Origin of the sequence: Nodosilinea sp. LEGE 07088, assembly GCF_015207395.1 — a bacterium.
GTDB lineage: Bacteria > Cyanobacteriota > Cyanobacteriia > Phormidesmidales > Phormidesmidaceae > Nodosilinea.
Map to the genome: position 1 here is coordinate 1 of NZ_JADEWX010000107.1, position 20,729 is coordinate 20,729.

General features: G+C 55.1%; 12 protein-coding genes. All 12 read right to left on the reverse strand.

Going from position 1 to position 20,729, the window contains the following annotated elements:
• The coding region (locus tag IQ254_RS20135) for an Hpt domain-containing protein (protein WP_193967951.1) at positions 1 to 1,273 on the reverse strand (1,273 nt) is incomplete at its 3' end.
• 93 nt (positions 1,274 to 1,366) lie between these two features.
• Positions 1,367 to 4,381: a methyl-accepting chemotaxis protein gene (locus IQ254_RS31680; RefSeq protein ID WP_228040915.1), complete on the reverse strand. Its 3,015-nt coding sequence runs from the start codon at positions 4,379 to 4,381 to the stop codon at positions 1,367 to 1,369.
• Positions 4,382 to 4,480: 99 nt separating this feature from the next.
• Positions 4,481 to 5,038 (reverse strand): chemotaxis protein CheW, encoded by a 558-nt coding sequence (locus tag IQ254_RS20145; protein WP_193967952.1) that lies wholly within the window; start codon positions 5,036 to 5,038, stop codon positions 4,481 to 4,483.
• Between the two features lie 35 nt (positions 5,039 to 5,073).
• Positions 5,074 to 5,439 carry a response regulator transcription factor gene (locus tag IQ254_RS20150; protein ID WP_193967953.1) on the reverse strand — a complete coding sequence of 122 codons (366 nt, stop codon included), beginning with the start codon at positions 5,437 to 5,439 and terminating at the stop codon, positions 5,074 to 5,076.
• Between the two features lie 56 nt (positions 5,440 to 5,495).
• A complete protein-coding gene (locus tag IQ254_RS20155) occupies positions 5,496 to 6,665 on the reverse strand; it encodes a response regulator (protein ID WP_193967954.1) in 1,170 nt (389 codons plus the stop codon).
• Between the two features lie 1,236 nt (positions 6,666 to 7,901).
• Positions 7,902 to 8,432, reverse strand: a complete 531-nt coding sequence (locus IQ254_RS20160) for a chemotaxis protein CheW (RefSeq protein ID WP_193967955.1) — start codon at positions 8,430 to 8,432, stop codon at positions 7,902 to 7,904.
• A 10-nt stretch (positions 8,433 to 8,442) separates the two neighbouring features.
• The gene (locus IQ254_RS20165; protein ID WP_193967956.1) at positions 8,443 to 11,634 is read right to left on the reverse strand and encodes a response regulator; all 3,192 of its coding nucleotides are present in this window, start codon (positions 11,632 to 11,634) and stop codon (positions 8,443 to 8,445) included.
• 142 nt (positions 11,635 to 11,776) lie between these two features.
• Positions 11,777 to 15,250, reverse strand: coding sequence for a methyl-accepting chemotaxis protein (locus tag IQ254_RS31685; protein ID WP_228040916.1), 3,474 nt, complete (start codon positions 15,248 to 15,250; stop codon positions 11,777 to 11,779).
• A gap of 165 nt (positions 15,251 to 15,415) precedes the next feature.
• On the reverse strand, positions 15,416 to 15,934 hold the full coding sequence (locus tag IQ254_RS20175) for a chemotaxis protein CheW (protein ID WP_193967957.1): 519 nt from the start codon (positions 15,932 to 15,934) through the stop codon (positions 15,416 to 15,418).
• The gene (locus tag IQ254_RS20180; protein WP_193967958.1) at positions 15,931 to 16,317 is read right to left on the reverse strand and encodes a response regulator transcription factor; all 387 of its coding nucleotides are present in this window, start codon (positions 16,315 to 16,317) and stop codon (positions 15,931 to 15,933) included. The genes IQ254_RS20175 and IQ254_RS20180 overlap by 4 nt, the downstream gene beginning before the upstream one ends.
• Before the next feature lie 217 nt (positions 16,318 to 16,534).
• Entirely contained in the window at positions 16,535 to 17,542 is a 1,008-nt protein-coding gene (locus IQ254_RS20185) for a response regulator (RefSeq protein ID WP_228040917.1), read from the reverse strand.
• A 660-nt stretch (positions 17,543 to 18,202) separates the two neighbouring features.
• On the reverse strand, positions 18,203 to 20,729 hold a 2,527-nt coding region (gene bcsA / locus IQ254_RS20190; protein ID WP_193967960.1), incomplete at its 5' end, for a UDP-forming cellulose synthase catalytic subunit.

The window sequence follows — 20,729 nt, forward strand, 5'->3', positions numbered from 1 at the left end:
GGGAAGATGGGGAAGAAAAGGGAGATAGAGCGGTTAGGGTCTGGTCTTGAAAGACGGTGTCCTCTGAGGGTAGATCGCTGACTATGGCGCCGTCATCCTCTGCTGGAACCAGCTCGCTAAGGCCAAATATGGCCTCAATAGAAAGAGTAGATTTTGACAGAGAGAGAGAATCAGTGGTGTCGTCTAACTCTGAAGAATCCAAATCGGAAGAATCTGAAGGATCTGAATCAGGGTCTGAAAAACATGCGTCAGTAATAGACTGGCTGGGGTGGGGGGGTTCCAGGGGTATGGCCCGATCGGCGGCTACCGATGGCTGGGGCTGAGTTGGCCAGGCCAGGGGCTCGGCGACCGAGGGGAGTCTTTCACCCCAGGTACTGTCGGCCCAATCTGGATCACCATCCCCAAAAACCGATGTCAAGAACTGCGCTGAGGCAGGCTCTAGGGGGAGTTCTGGACTGGGCTCGGGCAGGGATTCTGAACCTGAGGTGGCCACTGCTAGCGCCTGCAAGGCCATTGAGGGCTCGCCCCCGGTGGTCGACCGGGCGGTTAAGACGGCCTCGCGGCCCTGGCGAAAATCTGCGATCGCCAGCCGAGCAATGTCTACCGCTTGATCTGGGTTGGCCGCCAGCGCCTGCAGGGCAGTCTCGGCAATCTGGGCAAACCCAGACAGATCGAGCAGTTCGGCAAAGCCCATAAAAATCTCGGCCTGAGCGCGCAGTTCCCCAGCGACTTCGTGGGCCTGGGGGTTTTCTAGCACCCGGGTCAGGTGGTCTAGCCCCTGCTGCACGTCGATTTCGAAAATAGAGGTAGCCATATCAAACCCCAGGTCAGAGGAACTGGGGATGAAGTTCTCGGTTTCGGCCATGGCGCTGGCCAGGTGCTGCTCTAGGTCTTGCAAAACGGAGTCAGCCATGGCCATGGCCTGCTCATGATTGAAGGTTCCCTCGGTAAGCTGCTGGGTCAGGGGTAACCGCAGGCAGTCAAAGGCCCGCAGTAGCTGACTCTCTAATTCGCTATCGACGACGACGGTTTCGCTGTAGAGCGCCTTAAAGAGGGCTTCGAGCCGGTGGGCGATCGCTTTAATCGGCTCCAGGCCCACGCTGGCCGCCCCGCCCTTGAGAGAGTGGGCCGCCCGCATGATCTGGTGAATCTCGGCAGTGTCTCGCTGCTGCCCCAGGGTCAGCAGCCCAGTCTCGATGGTTTGTAACAGCTCCGGAGCCTCTTCTAAAAAGAACTGATAGGCCTGATCGCGGATGTGGGGGTTAGTTGCCATAGCGGGGGGTGAGAATGGGTGGATGGATAAGCAGGTGATTTAGGTGAGTGGGTGGGTGAGAATTTTGCTTTCAAAATTCTCACCCACCTGCAGCTAGCTCACTCTGAAGCGGCCTACTTCTTCTTCTAGGGCCTGAGCCACCGCTCGCAGTTGAGCAAAGGACTCTGACACCTGGTTGGCAGCGCTAGAGTTTTGGCTCGCGCTCGCGGCTACGTTGGTCATGGTGCCGGTGACTGCCTCAGAAGCCTGAGTCTGTATCACTGTGGCGTTGGCAATCGCAGCAACCAGCTCACTAATTTGGCGACTAACAGCGGTAATTTGGTTGAGGCTCTGGCGTGCTTCGTCCACCAGTTGGGTACCGGTTACCACCTGCTCGGTGCCCGATTCCATTGCAGTTACCACGGCGTTGGTTTCAGCCTGAATACTGGCCACCAGCTTTTCAATCTCGGTGGTAGCTTCTGCCGACTGGCGGGCTAGCTCGCGCACTTCTTCGGCGACTACTGCAAAACCTTTACCGCTTTCCCCAGCCCGCGACGCCTCAATGGAGGCATTGAGGGCCAGCATGTTGGTCTGGGCGGCAAAACCGCTAATGAGGTTAACGACATTAGAAATCTTTTGGGAAGATTCGCCCAGGCGCTTCACTTTTTTAGCTGTATCCGCCACAGTCTCGCGAATGGCTACAATGCCGTCTACGGTGCGGTTCATAGCCTCGTCGCCCTGGTATACGGTGGCCTCGGCCTGCCGCACTGCGAGTTCGGCCTTTTCAGCGTTGGCGGCGACCTGCTGCACAGAGTTAGCCATCGTCTGCACCCGTTCTAGGGTGGTGAGAATCTCCTCAGCCTGCTGGGCCGCTGAGGTAGACAGATCCTGAATGGATAGCTGGCTAGTGTCAGTGGTGTTTGCGACCTGTTTGGCCGCGTCCTGCACCTGTAGGACAATTTTCCGCAGGTTGGCAATGGTGGCGTTGTAGGAGTCGGCTACGGTGCCAATTTCGTCTTCGGTTACCTTAGCCCGTACGGTTAAGTCTCCCTGGCTGACAGGGTCTACATCCATAAGCAGCTGCAGGGCGCTTTGCTGTAGCCCCTCTTTAATCTGCCGCTGCTCTTCGGCCAGTTCTTGGGTTCGCTCTAGCAGCGTAGCTCGATCGATCACAAGCCCCATCTGCAGACCCACATTTTTGAGAAAGTCGATTTCTGCCGTTTGCCACTGGTGTATAACTTGACAGTGGTGGGTAATCAGCAGGCCGTAAAGCCTACCCCGTCTGACGATGGGTACCCCCAAAATCGATTTGACGCCCAGGTTACGCACCAGGTTCAGGTGTTCAGGGTGAAAGTTTGCCTTCTCTATATCAATTTCTAATAGGATGCCTTCGTCCTGATATTTAGCCCTCGTCTCGGCAGGAATACAGGGATCGTCTAGCTTCTGATCATAGGCGCTGGGCAGGTTTTTCCCAACTGATTCGGCGACAATCTCACCGCTCCAGTCGGGGCTGAATCGGTAAACCACTACCCGGTCAGAGGCGAGAATGCTGCGGACGTCGGTTACTACGAGTTTATAAATAGTCTCCAAATCAGCCGCATCTTCAATCACAGCGCCGGTTATTTTAGCCGCCAGGCTGGCTCGACGGGTGTTGAGAGCTTGCTCTTGGAGCAGCCCTCTGAACCGAAATACCAGGTCGTTAAAGGTATTGGCCAGCGTGTAGGTTTCTGCCGAACCCGACGGAGTAGCGGTAACCTCTAGATTGCCTTTAGCGACCTGCTGAGCCATCTCCGCCAGGTCATCTAGAGGAGCAGACAGCCGCCGCGATACGGCGATGGTCAATGCCGTTGCCCCAGCGGCTAGGACTAGGGCCAGCAAGCCCTGTGTTAACAACGTGGCTCGACCGGCGGCACGGATGTCTGAGACATCCATAGAAGCCGTCGTGACCCAGCTGAGACTAGGGACAGTAGCGACTTTGTATTGCTTACCTTGGTAGACAAAGCTGGCTACTAAGATCTGATCTTCGGCGGTCTGAGCCTCAGAAGTAGCGCCATTAGAGCGACTAGAGGTTGAAACCGTTAACCTTTGCACCGGAAAGTCAGCCTGCAGCTGCTGCTGCAGGGCGTCTACCTCAGCAGCACCCGCGCGGTTAGCCTCTACCAGGCGGGCCGATAACTCCGCCACGGTTTCACCGCCCGTGATGACCTGCGCTGCTTCTGGGCTGTTGTAGATCGTTTTTCCGTCTGGGTTGAAGGTAACCAAAACTAAACTAGGCTGGGGCAAAACAATTTGAACCTGCTGCGAGCCGCTCAGTCCGGCGTCTGCCAAAAGACTGGGGAGTTCGTCGAACTCTTGGGCCGTAATCAGAACCTTCATTACCCCTAAAAACTCACTGCTGTCAACAGCCTGAATTGGCTGGCTGAGTTCAACGCCATAGACATTGGTAGAGCTGTCTAGAATGGGGTCACCAATCCATCGAGTCTGGCCCTGCTGCCACCAGGCTTCGTCAGACTGGACAAAATCGGAGGTGGGCCTGCTGTAGCCCACCGTGAATCCATTTTTCTCGGTGACAATAATTTCACCAAAATCTTCTGATGCCGCTGCCTGGGCTAAAAAGGTGTTGAGAGACTGGTTTGGATCGAGCAGACGCGTGGCGCTAAAGCGATCTTCGAGCACTTCAATGGGCAGATCGACTAAGTTATCGGCTTCGGCCTCGGCGGCGCTACGAACGAGCTGATCGACCACCGTCGGGCTCTGCCCCAGCAGCTCCATAAACGTAAACTCATCCAGCACGTTTTCGCTAATCACCTCACTGGCTAAAAGGGCTTGGCCAGTGAGCGATTGATTCACAACCCGTTGGGAGCGGTTTTGGGTGAGCATATAGCTCGCTAGACTTCCTACCGTTAGAGGAATTAGGCTGAGCGGCAGTACCGTTAGCAACAGTAGCTGGGCCAGACGACGGTTTTTGCTATTGGGGCGCTCGGCAGTTTGCCGAGCGCCCAACCCTAGGTCTGATGGAACGACCAAAGTCTCGGCAATAGTAGATCGAGTCGAGGCAGGTACGGACGTTGATGGGCCAGCGTTATGTTCAGAATCTGACAGGTTGTGAGAGGAAGGTGCCTGGGTCATAGTAATACCTAAATACTTATTTCTGGGTCTGCAAACAAAGGACTACGAGCTGATTTTAGAACTGACAAAAATGAGCACTTGAATGCGATAGAATCGACATCATTCATGGGCTTGGGTGATGGCGTTTAAGAGAGCCTTACTATCTAAAATCCAGCTCAGTTGACCGGCCTCCTGGCCGCAGCCCCCCTGGAGAAAAGGTCGAATGTTAGAGGGCAAGCTAGTGGTGTCAGGGTTGGACTGAATCTCGTCTTCTGAATAGGTCACTATGTCAGCCACGTTGCTAACAACTAAACCTAAAACTGCCGGGAGTTCTCCTGAATAGGAGATCGCTTGATTGGGCTGAATCAACACCACCGTATGCTTAGCCATAGACTCAGCCTGTTGATACCAGGGAGTCAGGCCAAGGAAATGGCTAAAATCTACTACCCACAGCATGTCTCCTCGCCAGTTATAGACCCCAACAACCCAGGCAGGCATTTGAAAGATAGGGACTACCTGGCCCACAGAGATTTTTAGCAGCTCTGCCAGATCGGTGATTGGCAGCAGGAGCGGTAGCTCATGGTTGATTTCAATTCGTAAGTATTGTGTTCCTAAGTCAAGCGTCTGTTCAGACAGTTCAGAGGAGCCATGTTTTACCTGAATGATGGCTTCGTCCATTATGGAAGCACTCCTTGATCAGTGAAAAATAGCATTCAAGCTTTAACCAATTTCTTGACGGTTTCGAGTAGTTCTTCCTGGTCTATGGGTTTGGCCAAGTAGGCATCGGCCCCCTGCTTTAGACCCCAAAACTTATCCATTTCGGTGCCTTTGGTCGAGCACATAATCACGGGTACCTGCATCGTGGTGATGTCTTCTTTCAGCTCGCGGCAGATTTCAAAGCCGCTGCGATCGGGCAGCACAACATCGAGAATGATTAGGTCAAACTGATGGCTTTTGACCTGCTCAAAGGCTTCTTCTGCACTTTTTGCCGTTAGTACGGTAATGCCGCGATCGCGCAGACAAAGCGTCAGAATTTCTTTGTCGGTCAGGCTGTCTTCAACAATCAAAACTTTGCTCATGGGTTACACCTAAAGTAGAAATGTGAGAGTCAGTGAGTGGGGGTAGATGGATGGGTTTAGGGGCGGGCGTAGGCCAGGTGTTTGCGCATAACGGAGAGAATCACAATGGGCTCTATAGGTTTGCTCAAAAAGTCGGTCGCCCCTAGCAGTCGGGCACGCACCTGATCGACCAGACCGTCATTACCACTGAGAATGACGATCGGAGTCTTTTTAAAGCGAGAAATTTTGCGCAGGCTGCCGCAGATTTCGTAGCCGTTGGTGTCGGGCATTACCAGATCTAGAAACACCAGATCTGGCTGTTGGGCCAGCAGCATCGGAATTGCTTTGGCCCCTTCGGTAATGGCTAAAAAATCGTACCCCGCTGCCCGAATCACCTGCCCCATGGCTTTGCAGATCATGGGGCTATCGTCAATGCAGGCAATTTTGAGGGGGCGATCGCCCCCCCGAACAGATTGATAACTACTGACCCCTGCTGCCCCGAGGTCGAGCCCGGGGCCAATCACTGGAGGATAATCGGCCACTTCCACCAGTTTGATCCAGCCCTGGCGAATGTAGGGCAGCAACGCTTGGGTCAGGTTCAGCACGTCTTGCCCCAGCTTGACGGCTAAGTCGCGCAGACTGCGCTGACCGTCTAGGAGATGCATAAGCGATGCATATACCCGGGGCGATACATGGGCCTGAATGGGTTCAGGCTGCTCAATGACTGGGGCCAAATTGGGAGAGTAAGCCTCTAGCCCACTCTCGAGCCACGATTCCCAGAGATCGGTGAGCGCAAACAATCGTTCAGCACTATCGGGATAGACTGACACCTGGCAGGGGTCAAGGGAAGGGTGACGAGCCAGGTGATATTGCGTTTCGTGGGACTGCAAGACATCAAACAAAATGTCGGCAATGATGTTGGTGCTGATTTCCTCCAAAACCTTTGCAGATAACTGTCCCTGGCTAAACCAACCCTGAAGCAGATGGTAGTCCCAACAGTCGAGCCAACTAGCGTGGGGCTTGACGCTCTGCTGCAAAGCAGAGTGGCTGAGGTCAAGGGCGGGGGCATGGGCTTGAACCTGGCGGTACCACTGCCGAATGGGGTGAACCCCGCCTGTGCCATACACGACCCGACCGAGATTCAAAAATAGAGTCCACTGGTGCCCTGTGGGGGTCGACCAGGTTAGCTCGCCACTAAATTTTTGGCGCTCTAGAACAGGAAAAAGCTGTAGCTTTTTGACCTGCAAATAATGCGTTAGAGATCTTGAATACTGTGATTTTTTATTGCTCATGTTCAAAATTAAACACAGATGAGACGATATTAAAATTGACAAGAATAGTTAATAAAGAGCTCATTACAGATTTATTAAGTGGGATATGATTAGAAGCAAGATGACTGCTCATCTTCGACAATAAATTTATCAGCCTAATGTTCTTGACAGAATGGCCAAGTATCGATTGATAACAATCTTAGTCACTTAACAGCCTCGTTTATACTGCCCGGTCAGGAGGCTCTTGAATAAGCCTATTTTTTGTGAAGAAAAAATAAATTTCCAGCATTCTTTAGAAAATCTAGCTAGAGCTATGATTACAAAGTTAGGTTTTCCTTGGCCAAGAACTCTTGTATACCGTTCAAGAAAATCTTGAGTTGATGAGTTTACGGATATTGATAGACTGATGGAAAAAAATCAATTGCCAGAGCTTTCTAAGCTCTGTGGTGAGCGATCGCAGTCATGAGGTGACCCAAACAATAAGCCGTCTGATTCCTGGAAGCCTTGTCTTACAGTGATTTTGACTATGCTTAGACGCCTCTGCTGGGTATGCAGAGCCCTAGGTAACCGAGACTTACGACGATATTGGTAGCTTCCCTTTAGCTGTCAGGTCTTTTTTCCATCGAGCTTTAGTTCCTGACTGAGCCACTCTGTCAGAACCTTAATTTTCTGTTTGCCATAGTTTTTAATTTTATAAAATGAACCTAAACTTGCTATGCGTTAACCAGGGAACTAATAGCTCCAATCGTACATCTAAAATGTGACAAGATTGTGATCAATGAATCATTTTATCAAATTTGAATTGGCGCTATTTAAACAAAAAGCCTTTGAAAGCATCAAGGGCAGAAACAAAAATAACCCGCAGAAGTCAGTCAACCCAGCGGCATTATCGCAGTGGATATTTCACCCCCTATTTCACCAAGTCAAAAGGCATAGCCAATTTTTGTGGCTTATATAAAACCGCTAGGTTAGATTAGATTACTCTATTATAGCGATATTACAGGGCACACCATACGAAAATGATTGGCTATATAAAGATTTTAGAAATGCCTTTATAAATGTAATGATTATATTTTTTGATCTAAAATCGTCCGGTTTTCAATATTTGAGAAATAGGAAATTTTTGTCGATCGGCCTGGTTCAACGGTTGCGCAGCAATGATCGATGCTGAGATCGTCAAACCTGGCCATGAGCGCACTGCCAGCACTGTATTTAGGGGAAGAATGTGTCAACCTCCAAAAAAAATAGGGGAGGTTCAGTTTCACTCAGGGTGATCAGAGTGTTTATACCCTGAAGGTGATTGATCATCAAGTAGGCCGCGGGGACAGGACTAAAGTTTGACTGGCGGGCGCGTTTGAGGCTGGGGGTACTGTCCACTAACAGCCCCAATAACCCCCATTTGGGCGAGTCCACTACCACGATGGTCTGGGTAGGCAAACTGGACAACGCCCTTGGGGGTTCGAGGTTGCCCAGCAGCAGCGGCGCAGGTTGATATACGCGCTCGGCTATATCTACGAGCGGGACTGGCTCATTATGGAGTTGGGTAAATCCCAGCTCTAGGGCTGGGTTCTGAGCCGAGCAAGGAATCACGCGACGCGCCACAGTCAGGGGGAGACAAAACCAGTTGTGGCGCAGTTGAAAAGCAATCAGGCGCAGGATAGGCTCTTGACTGGGAGTGCGCCGATAGCGAGTCAGGGCACTGTGAACCATGACATGATTGCGGGTGAGGGCATTGCGGGTCACAGGGGGTCTCCTACTGCACCAGGGCAGGTTGAATCAGGTCTTCAAGGGTTTTGAGCAGGGTCTGCTCGTTGTAGGGCTTGGTAAAGTAAGCGGCGGCCCCCAGGTTAAGGGCTAGCTGCCGGTGTTTTTTGCTGCTGCGGGAAGTGAGCATGGCTACGGGCAGGTTTTCATGGTCGGTTTCGGCCTTGAGTCGAGCCAAAAATCCATAGCCGTCGAGACGGGGCATTTCCACATCGCAAATAACGGCTTCGACCGCCAGGCCGGCAATTAGCTTATCGAGGGCATCTTGACCGTCTTTGGCCTGGGCTACCTGATACCCAGCTTTTTCGAGGGTGAGCGCCAGCAGGCGTCGCACATTGATAGAGTCGTCTACCAGCAGTACCGTGGGCCTGCGGGAGGCCATACTGTCTTCGTAGCGGGGGCCGTTGACAAGGTAGCCAGGCATAGAGGTTTCGTCTAGGGTGTCGGCACCAGAGGCTTCACAGCTGGCAATCCAGTACAAAAGCTCGGCTGTACTGACCAGCGGTACGACCTGGCCATCGCCCATAATCGTGCAGCTGTTAAAGCCCTTGGGCATGGGTAGGTTGCCGAGCACCCGTCGCAGGGCCACTTCTTGCTCACCCCAAGAGCGCTCGACCTGAATGCCCACAAATCGTTGGGCTGTGCGCACCAGCAGCACTGTCGGCGTAGAAATGGCGGGGGCCGTTTCGGGGCTCTCAAGCATGACCGGGCAGTTAAATTGCAGCCAGTCGGCCAGTCGGATGAGCTGCACGAGTTCACCATTCCACTCAAAGCTGTCGCGACCGGCGGTGGCCAGCACATACTCGTCGGGCAGAACAAAAATTTCTTCGATGTCATCGACCGGAAAGGCCATACGCATGCCGCGACTCTCGGTAATCAACACCCGCGTAACCGAAAGGGTGAAGGGAATAGAAATGGTAAACACAGTGCCTTCACCAGGCTGAGTCTCGACCTGAATATCACCGCGTATGTCTTTGAGCTTGGTGCGCACGACATCCATGCCAATGCCGCGCCCCGATAGGTCGGTCACTTCGCTGGCGGTGGTGAAACCAGGTTCAAAAATCAGGGAGAGGAGTTCTTGGGTGCTGGCGGCGGCGAGCAGCCCATCGTCAAGGCCCATTTGGCGGGCGCGATCGCGAATTTTTTCGACCTCGATACCGCCGCCATCGTCGCGGATAGTGATGATGGTGCGGTTGCTCTGCTGCTGGGCACTGATGGCAATCGTGCCTACGGCGGGCTTGCCGCACTGCTGGCGGATTTCGGCAACCTCAATACCGTGGTCAAAGCAGTTGCGAATGATGTGCATCAGGGGCTCTTGCAGCGCCTCTAGCACGTTGCGGTCAACCAGGGTGCGCTCGCCTTTGAGCTTCAGCTCTACCGGCTTGCTGTACTGCAACGACATCTGGCGCAGAGAGCGAGGATAACGGTTCAATATATCTGCGAGGGGGCGCATACGCAGCTGCGTGAGCTGCTTTTGGAGCTGGCGCGAGGTCTTGCGCAGAGTGCGGGTGGTTTGCTCAGTCCCCTCCAGGGAAATCTCAATGTCAGCCCCCACCTCCTGGAGCTGAATAATGGTTTCAATAGTTTCTTGAAACGGCAGGTGTAGATCGCGGTAGTGGTCGAGCTCTAGCACATCGAACTGCTGACGTAGAACTGTATCGGCCCGCTCAGACCCGGTTGTCTCGGCCCCAAGCCCCTGGGAAGCACCATTTTGATGGCTAACGCGCAGGGATGTCGCGGTGTCTTGGGTGGCCACGCGATCGTAGGCCGTTCGCAGATCGTGGTTGACCTGGTGGAGGGTACCCATGCGAGTTTGCAGGGTATTGACCAGATCCCGCAGGCGGCTAACCTCCATTTCCATGCGGTGACGCTCAATGGTCAGTTCCCCAAACAGGTCGCTGAGCTGGTTGATCTGCTTCACCGGCACCCGCACAGTGCTATCACTCTCGGCGGCATCTGGGCTGGGGGTTGTCTCGGGCGCTGGGGCTGGCTGGGCCTCACTCCAGCCAGAGGTGGCGACCGGGTCAAATCCGGCGTACTGCCCAGCCCTAGTCCAGTCAGGGCGGCCACTGTCTACCGGATTTGGGGCAACCGGATTTGGGGCAACCGGATCTGGGGCAACCAGATCTAGAGCGACCGGATCTGGGCTGGGGGCAGCACCCAGGACGATCGCCGGTTGAGCCTCACCCCAGTCAGCGGCAACGTCGTCTAGCTCAATCGTTTCTTCGGCCTCACCCCAGTCGGCTAACTCGTAGGCTGAGTCTGATTTCTGGTAGTCGGCCCACAGCGCTGGATCATCGCCTGCGGGCCAGAGCGGGGCCGTAATGTCACCGTCCTCTAGGGTCGGCATAGCAGCGGCAGCGGCGGCCAACGCCGCATCAAAGACAACCCCCTCAACCACCATCTGGGTCGGTAGATCGCCCAGATGGCCGGTCAGCACAAGGGCCTGGGCCCGCCGCCACACCCCTAGGGCGGCCTCCACCACCGTCACCAAAGACTCGTCTACGGCGGTGGTGACCTGGGTTGCAACCGAGTGACACAGACTCACAAAGGCTTCGAGTTGCAGCATCTCCCCCAGGCCACCCAATTCTTGAGCCAATATCTGCGCCTCCTCGCGCAGGCAAGGCGATCGGTCGCTGAGCGCCGCCTCTAAACGGTTTAGACAGCCCTCTACCTCGCTCTGAAACAACAGCGGAATCACATCCTGGCCATCCTCGGGGGAGAGCATGGAGCGGGCATCTTCATCGACCGGATCACCGAGGCGATCGTGCAGCTGATCAAAGATGGGGGCAGCATGCTGTTCAATCCACTGCTGAGCCATCGGAGGTTGGTGCAGATTGCCCTGGCTGAGCTGCTCGCGCTGGCCTACCATCACCTGGCCCAGACAGTCGACCGCCGCCAGCAGCAGTTGCTCTAGGCTACTGTCGAAGTCAAGTTTGCCCCGCTGCACTTTGAGCACCTTGAGACTATCTTCGAGGCGGTGGCCCAGATCGCTGAGGAGCTGAAACCCCATCAGCGCGGCCCCCCCCTTGATGGAGTGAGCCGCCCGCAGAGCTTCGTTGATCGTGCTGGCATCCAGGTTTTGAGGCAAACCAATCAAATGCGTACCCAAGGTCTCCATATATTCTTGGGCTTCGTCGAGAAACTGGAGTCGAATTTCAAGTTCCTTGGGGTCAGGCATGGTGGGTGGGGGGTAGAGGAAAATAGATGGGTAAGGCGTTGGGAAAATAGGGCGATGGGTAAGCAAAGGTCTGGCTTTTGTAGGCTGAGGTTTGAATTCCACACGTTGACTCAACGTTCAAACCTCAACCCTGTACCCCCGCCTACTCTTCGCCGGTCTTGAAGGTCCCTACAGTGGCCTGTAGCGATCGCGCCACATCCACGGTCTCGCGCAAGGAGGTAGAGATTTCTAGGGAAGACTGCGAGGTACGGGTCGATTCTTTAGCAATGGCCTGCATCAGCTGGGTGACCGTTTCAGAAATTTCCACCTGGGAGACAGTGGCTTCGGAAATAGACCGCACCAGCCCATCGATCTGCTGGGAAACATTGAGAATGCGCCCCAGGCTCTGCTTGGCGTCTTCCACCAGGCGCGTACCGGCAACCACCTCGGTGGTGCTTTGATCCATGGCGTCAACCACCTCAGCGGTTTCGCGCTGAATGGTTTCTACAATCCGCTCAATCTCCTTAGTGGCCTCGGCAGAACGGGCCGCCAGTTCGCCCACTTCTTCGGCCACTACCGCAAAGCCCTGGCCCTCTTCACCAGCGCGGGCGGCCTCGATACCGGCATTGATAGCCAGCAGGTTGGTCTGCATGGCGATCTGGTTAATCAGCGAGACGGCCTTAGAAATTTGCTGGGAGGATTCGCCCAGGCGCTTAACTTTTTTAGAGGTTTCGCCAATGATTTCCCGCAGGGTAAGAATGTTTTGCACGGTCAAATCCATCGCCTGACCCCCGGTTTCGGCGGTGGCCGAGGCGCTATTAGCCACCACGGCAGCCTGCTGGGCGCTGCGGGCCACCTGCTGAATGGAGGTGGTCATGGCTTCCACAGAGGCCAGGGTTTGAGTCACGTCATCGGCCTGGCGCAGGGCTTCGTTGGCCAACGACTGTACCGCTCCTTCGTTCTGGCCTAGGGAGGCATTGACCTGCTCGGCGGCCTGTTTCACCTGGGTCACAATCTGCCGCAGGCTTTCCACAATGGAGTTAAAGAAGTCGGCAACGGTGCCAATTTCTCCGGCGGTGACATCGGCACGCACGGTTAAATCGCCGCGGGAAGCCCCTTCGACTTCGCTCAGTAACTCGACGAGCTGGAGCTGAAGGGCCTCTTGCGTTTGCCGCCGCTCCTCGGAGAGAGCTTCGGTCTGGGCGTAGAGGCGAGCCTGCTCTACGGCAAAGCCCAGCTGCATGGTCACCTTGCGGAAGAAGTTGATTTCCGCCGCCTCCCAATTGCGGGTACGGCTGCACTGGTGGGCAATCAGCAAACCGATCAGGGTGTCGTTGACGATGATCGGGGCCACCAGATTGGCCTTGACGTGGTACTGTTCGAGCTGGCGCAGGTGACACTCGGTGAGCCCGGCTGCGGCCAGGTTGGCCACCGCCTGGACGCGGCCCTGACGGTACTGCTCGATGTAGTTTTCTTTGAAACAGGGGTCGTACAGATCGTTGCCGAGGGCAGCGGGCCAGCCCTGTTCGACCGACTCGGCGATAAAGGTACCCTTCCAGGTGTCGTCGAACTGGTACACGACCACCCGGTCGGTGCCCAAGGCGTGGCGAGTCTCAGTGACGGCGGTACGAAAGATATAGTCTTCTGCGAAGCTTTCGCGCAGGCGAGAGACAATGTCGTTGAGCTGGCGCTCACGCATAACGGTAAGCTCTTGCGTTTGCAGCAGGCGCGCCTGACTCAGGGCATAGCCAATCTGCACGGCAACCTGCTGGAGCAGGTCGGTTTCTTCAGCGCTCCAGTGGCGGGGGCGATCGCACTGGTGCACACACAACAGGCCAACCAGCTCATCGCCGGACAGCAGCGGGGCCACCATGTTAGCCCTGACCTCTAAGTTTTCGAGAATGTCGCAGTGACAGTGGGAAATATCGGCCTGGTCGCGGTCAGCCATGGTGGTGATCCGCCCGGCATAGTAGCGATCTAGAGCCTCGGGAGTGAGGGGGTCATCAATGGTTTGGCCCAGGGCCCGCTTCCAGCCACGGCCCACCGACTCGGCGGTAATGTCACCGCCTGTGAAGTCGGGGTGAAAGCGGTAGATCAACACCCGGTCGGCCACGAGCAGGTCGCGTAGGCCAGCTACAGAGCTGCTCAGAATCGCCTGCTCGTTGAGGGACTGGCGAATGCGGTTGGTCAGCTCGGCCAGCAGGTTGGCGCGGGCGGTGGTGAGCTGCTCTTGTTGGCTCTGACGGAGCAGCAGATCCTCTGACCCGGCAATGTTTTCGGCCAGTTGGTTAAAGGCATGGGCTACCTGGCCCACTTCGTCGGTGGCAAAGACATCGGCACGGGCCTGGCGATCGCCCATGGCAAACCGCCAGGTGGCCTGCTGAAGATTTTTCATAGGGCGCAAAATTGAGCGGCCCAGCAGGGCAGCAATTACCACATCGGCACCCAGGGCCGCCAGGGCAATCAGCAGCTGTAGCCGCAGGCTGCGGCCAATTAATGCGTTGAGGCTGGCCTCGGAGGTGCCCCGCACCATCACCGCCACGGGTTCACCGCTGAAGTCTTCGACGGCGCGGGCGGCCAGAGTATAGGTTTTGCCGTTAACGCGATCGCGCTGGGTGAGCTCTCGATCGGGCTGAGCAGCGGCCTGGTCGATCAAACTCAGATTATCGAGGGCGACATTGGCCTCAGCCTGCTCCAGATCGGGGGTATCGCCTGCATAAAGGGCGGTAGCCAGCGCAAATTCTCCATCGCTACCGCGCTGGTAGATGGCGCTGTAGCCATTTCTAAAGGGAGCAATCGACCCCTGGGGAATAGCCAACTTGCCGTTGACAATATCGCCTGAGACCAGAGCACCCACGACCTGGCCCGAGGTCGGATCGCTGACGGGGGTAATGGTGTAGCGAATCAGCGCGTCTTGGTCGGCAAACCCTGCGGGCAGCGGCGGCGATTCGTTGCGCAGTTCCTCCCAGCTGACCAGGGTGGTGGTCTTAATCTGGCGCGGGTTTTGCAGCACTGTGCCCACCAGGCCATCGGGGTCAAATTTCTGCCCCCGGCGATCGCGGTTGGCGTTGGCAATAATGCTCAGGTCAGCACCTACCAGGGTGGCGTACTCAATGTTGCGGGCCTCAATCTCATTTTCGAGAATCTGCTGCACATCGGCGATCGCCGTCGCCGACAGAGCCCCGCCCCGAGCCGCCGTCACCGCCGCATCGACAATAGCGCGGTTGTCGGCCTGGCCCCGAAAGCCAAACCCCATCTGGTTGATTTTAATGTTGTAGGTAATATCGGTCACCGCTAGCTCAGAGCGAGCCTGGTTGAGCAACTGACTTCGACCGCTGGAGACAATCAAAAACGACCCCACCCCCACCAGGCCCAGCACCGAAATCACCTCGGAGGTAAACAGACCCGCCAGCTGTTTTTTTCGCACGCTCAGGTTACTAAACCACTGCAGCCAGCCAAGCTGCGATCGCTGGGTAATTGTGACCATATTCTTGGCCTCGGAGCCATAGGCCACACCCCGATATTTCAACGACTTAGAGTCATCTACAGCGGTGGGAAGCACGACACCATTTTGCGGTGCCAGACCAGGGTCATCTGCATTTTGGGAAGCGGTATAGGGCCGAAAATCTGTGGTCATGGGTCAACTACCTTGTTAAATGGGGCTGGATGAAGAAAGTCAGCAGTATTCAGATGCCTAGCCGAGCAGCCCTGGCCTGGGCAGAGGCCACAGTAGGCGCTCATGGGGTTAAAGTGCTGTGCAAACCACTGATGAGAGGGAGCCGATCGGTCAAAAAAAGGCAGGCTAGAGAGGTTGCAACTCCGGTGCTCGCAGCAGCGCTTCGCCGTCTAGGCTGAGCAGCACATCGCCGTTTTGCAAAACACAGCCCCGCAAAAACGGGACTAACCCTGGAGGCGCATGGGCTGGAGCTGGCTGGAGGTGCTGGGGAGCCAGGCTCAAAATGCCCTCTACGTGGCTCACCCGCAGCCCCAGCGTCACCGGCCCAATCTGCATGAGCACCAGGTTGTACTGCTGGGAGGTGGGATAGGCTGTGGGCAACCCCAACAGCAGTGCCAAATCCACCACCCACAGCACTCGACTGCGGCGGTTGAGCAGCCCCAGCAGCGCTGGCGGCATATTGGGCATAGGCGTAATGCGGGCCACCGGCGTAGCGATCACCTCTTGCACCTGGCGGGTGGGCAGCAGGGCAGGCTGACTTCCCAGGTTAAACCGCAGGTAGCTGTGGGTCAGGGGGGTAAGCGACTGACTGGCCAGGGCCTTGCTACCGGGGGGTTGAGTCTGCACTAGCGATAGATTGTTCATCGGTTGACCCTCATGACGCTAAGCACGGCCTGCACCAGCTGGTCGCGGGTATAGGGCTTAGTCAAGTAGACATCGGCCCCCTGACGCATACCCCAGAGACGGTCAATATCCTGATTTTTAGAGGTGCAGAGCACAATGGGTACATGGGCAGTACCCGGCTGTTTTTTGAGGCTTCGGCAGAGCTCAAAGCCGCTCATACCAGGCATTACCACATCACTAACAATGACATCAGGAGGCTGTTGAGCAGCCTTATCCAAAGCCTCTTGTGCCGTCACGACACAAATCACGGTACATCCGCTATCGCGCAGATAGTGCACCATGAGTTCCATTTCGGATGGTGTATCTTCAACCACCAAAATGGTGCCAGCTAAGGTCGTCTGCATAATCATTTCACCTAGATAATGGGTGGCCACCAGACCATTAGTTGGCGCAGGCAGCGTTTAAAAACCAAGCGGATATACAACCAAGATTTCGATGTTCGCATCGAGGACTCGTTCATACCTGAAGTTGGAGTCATTCCTCTCTTGCTCCTAAATTCAGGTTGAACAAATCACTTAGATCATGGCTTAAAAAATTAATTAATAGGCTAAAAAAATCAATCTAATTCAAATATTTAAATATAAACTTCAAAAGATCAGATTGATTAAATGGCTTGGTTAAATAGCCAGACGCTCTGACCAACTTTGCCTTAGCCCGATCGATAAAGCCAGTATTACTCGTAACCATGATGATAGGGGTATTTTTAAAGTCGGGATGACGGCGCAGCAAAGAACACAACTCATAGCCATCCAGGCTAGGCATAGTGACATCTAGCAAGATCAAGTCGGGCTTATTTCTAATCACCTGCATCAGCGCCTTGACCGGGTCGTCAATCATGATGACCGAGAAGATTTTGTCGTCTAGAAAGCTATCGATGGCATTCAATACAGTGGGGCTATCGTCAATGCAGGCAATGGTATATTGCCCTTTGGCAGGCGCTTTGGGCGCGCCACTGTACCGGGCCGCACCGCCGATAACAGCTGGGGCAGCAACATTGGCAGGGGTCGTCAGGGCCAGTGCCTCCTGGCGTTGAGCATTGCCATTGAGATAGCCAAGACCACTTTGGCGCTGCTTGAGGCGGGCGTAGCATTCTTCTACCGTGGTTCTCAGGTTGAGTTGGCAATATTTGGGAGCGTCGCCGAGGCTGTTGCCTTCGATCAGTTCGTAGCTGCCCTGGCGCACCGCTAAAAATGCTTCAAGCACCTCTTTTGAAAGAGCTTCTATCAACGTTGAGGCTTGGTTAGGATGCAGATGCTGCTGCTCTACCAGCCAGCAAATAGCCTGATAGTCGGCTAGCCTATCGGCCTGCTGTTCGAAGAGCAGGCGAACCTGAACCCGCACAGCGCTCACCAATGACGGTATTTTTTGACTCAGTCGCCGCAGATGACTATCTAAGCGCTCAAAGGCTCGCTCAGCGGTCGAAACATAGTTAAGCTGTCCTTGATCTAGATACAACAGCCAAGTATCGGTGGGTGTCATCACCTGGAGACAGCCGCTCACCTGTCGGCTGCTGATCTGGGCTAGCAGACTTAATGGATGTAGCGGTGCAGGGGGAGACGGTGATGCCATGGGAACAGTATTTAAAGGCGATGGTTGCATAGCGTTAACTGCCGAAATAAGAAAATGCACGGAAGCAAAAAATGCACGGAAGCAAATGGCCTGCCAGAAGCGGTTGCGAGACTCGAAAGCATCGCCATGCCAGCACAGCCACGCGCTCTGACACAAACAGGAATTAAATGATCGCTTGGGGCTGCCAAGTGAGGCTGCCGTCACCTGCGATCGCAATGAGACAACGTTTTCAAAAATTTGATTTCTATGGCTCGGTCGTGACCCATGGCCACAAGGTAGCCTCGAAAAATAGGTGGCAAATCTGAGCAGTCGTCACCGATATCGATGCTAATCCCAATATTCCATTCTAAAAAAGTAACCCATAGGGGCTGGCTTTTAGGAGATGCAAAAAAATGGTAGTTGCCATGAGGCTAATCAAATCTGGAGGGTAGATTAGCCTCTGAACTGGGATGAATTTTGGAGTAATCTATCGGAATAATTTAGTCGATGGTAGATGCAACTTAAACTGCGATCGATAGTCAGGAATTAAGCGCTAAACCGTTACCTAATGATTAGATTTTAGCAGCTTAAACAGCTATTAATTATAAAAAACTAGTGAATGATAGAAAGTAGTTCAGAATAAGAATAAAGTAACCATAAAGTTTTGCTGCGATCGCAGGTTTAGCCCAGCGATCGCAGCAGCGTTTGAATTTTACGGCGCTGCTGAAAGGCTGGGCCCGTTGGAAACGTCATCTCTAGTACCAGTCGCGGCTGGGTGCCATTTAAGCTCGGCAACTCAATCGCCTGCCCAACCTGGGCAACCAAACTCAGGTCGGCCGGTAGCGTCGGGCTAGCCGGGAACAACAGCCCAACAGTGGGAAAGGTTTCGAGCAGGGTAATGCGATCGAGTTCGGCCACGTTCTGTACCTCTAGGCGCAGGTCGCGGTTGCCCATTTCAATCACCCAGGCTAGGTAGCTCGTGCCGTGCCAGCCCTCCCAGGCCAGCTCCACCGGAGCCTGCATCTGCTTGCGCATTTTTTGTCCGGTGGCGGGCTGTAAATCTCTGAATACGCGCCACAGGCTACTGGCAATAAACTGGAGCGATCGCAGCGGTCTATCTACCTGCGGGCGAGTTTGGGAGTACCATTCTTTGACATCTGAAAACAGCACTAGGGTCAGATCATCGGCCTGACTGGGGCTGAGATGAATAAAGTCTAGGGCCAGTTCAGTATCCAGGCGACTGGTAGCCGTAGCCCGCACAATTTGAGCATCGAGCAGCACCCGCCCGTTGTAATCGCCCACCAGCTCGACCCGCACCTGGTCGGCTATATTGGGCCATTCGTCGAGGCGAACCTGGGCCCCGCTTTCGCTAATATCGATAGTTTGGCCTGTCCAGCTCCGGCCATCGCTGTGGATAATGGCGGTCAGCTGCCGGGGCAGGCGGTGGGTGCGGCGAATCTGGGGCTGCTCCAGGGCCACTAGACAGGCGGCCAGCACCAGCATCAGGTTAAAGCTGCACCAGAGGGCGTTGATCAGCACGGCCTGGGTATCTTCAGGGCTGAGCAGTAGCCAAAAGGGTACCGCCACCAGCGAGGCCGCCGTCAACAATCCCAAAATCAGCAGATAGCGCACGCTTTGGGTATCAAAGGTGCGCTGGTTAACGACCAGCCCCTTGGCCGTCACGTTAAAGCTGCCCAGCTGGGGGTTGACCAAGGCCAGCAGCGTCACAATGCCAGCCTGAAACGACAGGGCAAACTCATAGATCTCATTCCAAAACGAAAACCGCACCCGTTTGTAGGGAATGTGGTTGGTCTGCATCGACAGCACGATGTGGGGCAGCGCATAGAACAGCGTTTCAATCCCCAACCCCTTCACCGAGTTGATGCTAAACAGCAGAAATAGCGTCGGTGCCAGGGCATACATCAACCGCGGAAAACCGAAGAAAAAGTGCGACGTAGCGCTGAAATAGCAGACTCGCTGGGGTAGCGACAGCTTGAGCCGTCGGTTAAATAGGGGATTTTCGAGCCGCAAGATCTGGGCCATGCCCCGAGCCCATCGCACCTGCTGACCCACGTAGGCCGAGAACTTTTCGGGGGCCAGCCCCGCCACCATGATTTTGTCGTAGTAAATAGTGCGGTAGCCCAGGGAATGCAGCCGCAGGGAGGTATGGCAGTCTTCGGTGACGGTTTCGGTGGCAATGCCCCCCACTGACCGCAGGTGGCTGCGCCGCACCACCGCCGCCGAGCCGCAAAAAAAGGCCGCATTCCAGGCGTCGTTGCCCTTTTGCAGCACCTTGTAGAAGAGCTCGTTGCCCACGGGCACCTGGCCCTGGGTGAGCAGGTTACGCTCAAAGGGGTCGGGGTTGTAGAACCAGTGGGGGGTTTGCACTAGGGCTACCCCCTGATCGAGGAAAAAACCGACTGTCTCTTGCAAAAAACCCCGCACCGGAATGTGGTCGCAGTCAAGAATTAACACCAGGTCACCTGTAGTCCGCTCCAGGGCAGTGTTGATGTTGCCAGCTTTGGCATGGTCGTTGGTGTCGCGGGTGAGCAGATCAGCTCCCAGTTCAACACAAATTGCCTGCAATTCGGCCCGACGTTCTAGATTCTTGCGCCCGTCGTCGAGCACGTAGACCCGCTTTTTGTGATGAGGATAGTCAATCGCCACGGATGCCGCTATGGTTTTGCGCACAATCGCCACATCTTCGTCGTAGGTGGGAATATACACATCCACCGTGGGCCACTGGCTCTGGGGCACCCCAGCTAAATCGACCGATTTGCGATCGCGCAGCCGCAGGGTTTGAAAGTACGACAAAAACAGCGTGGCCAGGGCATACAGCTCGGCCCCGTAGAGCAGCAGCGAGAAGGTTGCATTCAGAGGAGTGTCTAGGTTGATGGTGTAGCGGGTGCGGTAGTAGAGGTAGCGCAGCGTCACCAGACTGCTGAAGGCGATCATAAACAGATGCAGGCGCTCGCGATCGCCACGACTGTGGCCGTGGCGATTTTCTAGATTCAGCACGCTATAGCCCAAGACAATCAGCAGCACCGCCACAACCCCCTGCTGCCAAATGGTCGGATGAGCCAGCAGCAGCGGCCTGGTCAGTAGCCCTAAACACAGCAGCAGCAGCAGCAGTTGCCAATAGCTTAGATACTGCGTCAGGCCGTAGATGTAGTCAGGCAGAGTTTTGGTCAACCAGCGGTGGAGGGGG